The 2,229-nt window shown below is 68.2% G+C and carries 1 protein-coding gene and 2 pseudogenes; 1 reads left to right on the top strand and 2 read right to left on the bottom strand.

Features of this window, described 5'->3' with window-relative positions; translation table 11 throughout:
- The first annotated feature begins 440 nt into the window (after positions 1-440).
- A complete protein-coding gene (locus tag NDW01_RS42610) occupies positions 441-1,190 on the top strand; it encodes a recombinase family protein (protein ID WP_252830375.1) in 750 nt (249 codons plus the stop codon).
- Between the two features lie 52 nt (positions 1,191-1,242).
- On the opposite strand, the pseudogene NDW01_RS42605 reads toward NDW01_RS42610, so the two are convergent.
- Positions 1,243-1,581, bottom strand: a pseudogene (locus tag NDW01_RS42605) (Tn3 family transposase); the annotation flags it as partial.
- Positions 1,582-1,838: 257 nt separating this feature from the next.
- Positions 1,839-2,027, bottom strand: a pseudogene (locus tag NDW01_RS42600) (DUF4158 domain-containing protein); the annotation flags it as partial.
- Between the last annotated feature and the right edge of the window lie 202 nt (positions 2,028-2,229).

Raw genomic sequence — 2,229 nt, 5'->3', positions numbered from 1 at the left:
GGTGATGAGCCTGGACCCCACCGGCAAGGGCCGCAAACGCTGGATCACCCGCTGGAAAGCAGCCCTGAACGCCTTCGAGATCACCTTCGAAGGCCGCCTGGCCGCAGCCCGCAACTAGACCCCGCAAGATCGAGTTACACCGTTAACTGGACAGACCCACGCCCCGACATCAGCGACACCCTCGTCACCCACCCGGCGGTGGTGACGCGGGGCAATGTGCTGGTGGGCGGGGGCTGCCGGGGGTTGAGGAGGCGGCGGGGCGACGACGATGGCGTTCTCCTCCGAGCCGGTCGCGCTGTCCTGTCCGTCACGGCGGCTTCAAGTAACGATCGTTTATTGAAGATCGCCCGGAACCGTGGCCGCGGGCCCCTGGAGGCCTTCAAAAACCCCTTCAACAACCAGTGGTGTTCAACAACCTGACGGCACCGTTCGTTGAGAGGATGGCGGGCGGGACGAGCCCCCTGGAGCTGCCCGCCGACCCGTTCGACGTCTTCCCTGCCCGCCGAACTGAGATCCGCATCGGTTACGCCCGCGTCTCGACCGGCGGGCAGAAACTCGAGCGGCAGATCGACGCGCTGACCGCGGCGGGGTGCCGGCGGATCTTCGCCGACAAGAAGTCCGGTAAGAACGCTCAGCGGCCCGAGCTGAAGGCCTGCCACGCCTTCCTCGCCGCCGGTGACACCCTCGTCGTGCCGTCCCTGGACCGGTACGGCCGGTCGCTGCACGACCTGATCACCATGGTCGCCGAACTACGCCAGCGCGAGATCGGGTTCACCAGCCTGCACGAGAACCTGGACACCACCACGCCCGGTGGGCGGCTGGTCTTCCACGTGTTCGCCGCCCTGGCGGAGTTCATCCGCGAGCTGATCGTGGCCGGCACCCGCGAGGGCCTGGCCGCCGCCAAGGCCCGCGGCCGGGTCGGCGGGCGTCCCACCGTGGTGAATGAGGACCTGCTGCGCGCGGCTCGGGACATGCTGCCCAACCCGGCCCACTCCATCACCTCGATCGCCAGGCTGCTGGGCGTCTCGCCGGGCACGCTGTACAACCACATCCCCGACCTGAAGGAGCTACGCGCCGCGGCGGCGACGCGCGCCCAGCCGGCGGATCTGCGGCCGGTGCGGGCCCGCCTCATCGGGCCGGGCAGCGGCACACCACCGGAGCTGATGCGGCGCCTGCAGGGCCAGGACTGACCACCACGGCGCCCCTGCGGCGCCGGCCTGGCCCGAATCACCGCCAGAAGCGTCAGTCGTCTTCGTCTTCGTCCTCATCAGGGTCGCGGAACGGACGGCGGCCGCCGCGCAGCTCCGGCAGGGCGAAGGAGTAGTGCCCGTGGACGTTGATGTGCTTGCGCATGAAGGGGGTGATGCGGGCGACGTCCTCGGCGAGTACCGGGTATCCCTGCGCGCGCAGCTGGGCGAGGGCGGCGTCCAGGTAGACGGTGTTCCATAAGGTGATGCAGTTCAGGACCAGGCCGAGCGCGCCGAGCTGGTCCTCCATGCCGGTGTGGTACTTCTGGCGCAGCTCGCCCTTCTTGCCGTGGAAGACGTGCCGGGCCAGGTCGTGGCGGGATTCTTGCAGGTTGCGCATGGCAGACCTCTGTGGGTTTCTTGCAGAGCGTGGCGGGGCGGGGTGGTCGCGCCGCGTGAGCGTGGCCGGGTGGTCGGCGCCGTCGTTGCGGTCGCCGTGCCCGGTTGAAGGCCCGTTCGTCGCCGACCGGCCTTCAACCGGTGCCTCCCTTGTACGTCTTCCTTCGCTACTGTCCGCAGCCATCCCTGCCTTCCCCCTCCTCTTGCCACGGTTGCTCCTCACCATGATCCACCCCTTCAAACTAACTGCCGCAGACACCGCCGGACATGGTCGACCACCGCTTCCGGCACCTCACCCGCCTTGGGGAACCGGCCCATCTTCTGAAAGCACTTGAGCGCCACCACCAGCGCCAGCAGGTGATCATCAGTGTCCGTGCGCTCCCGCGCCCACACCACCTCATCCGCGCTCGGCGTGTAGAACACGTGCAACTGGACCCCCAGCGATTCGGAAGCGGGCGGGCGCGGCCGCCACTGACCCGCACCGTACCGGGGTTGATGACTGGTAGGAGTCGCTGAGGTTGCGTCCACGCAGGTGGTGTACGAGTTTCCGCTGGTGACAGGCGTGGCGTCGTGAAGTGAGGACGGCCATCGCGTAGATCCCTTCGAAGTCGACCAAGACACGAAGGAGAGTGGTTACGCGATG

Source organism: Actinoallomurus soli (genome assembly GCF_024055715.1).
Lineage (GTDB): Bacteria > Actinomycetota > Actinomycetes > Streptosporangiales > Streptosporangiaceae > Actinoallomurus > Actinoallomurus soli.
This window is presented reverse-complemented; position numbering and strand designations above follow the sequence as displayed.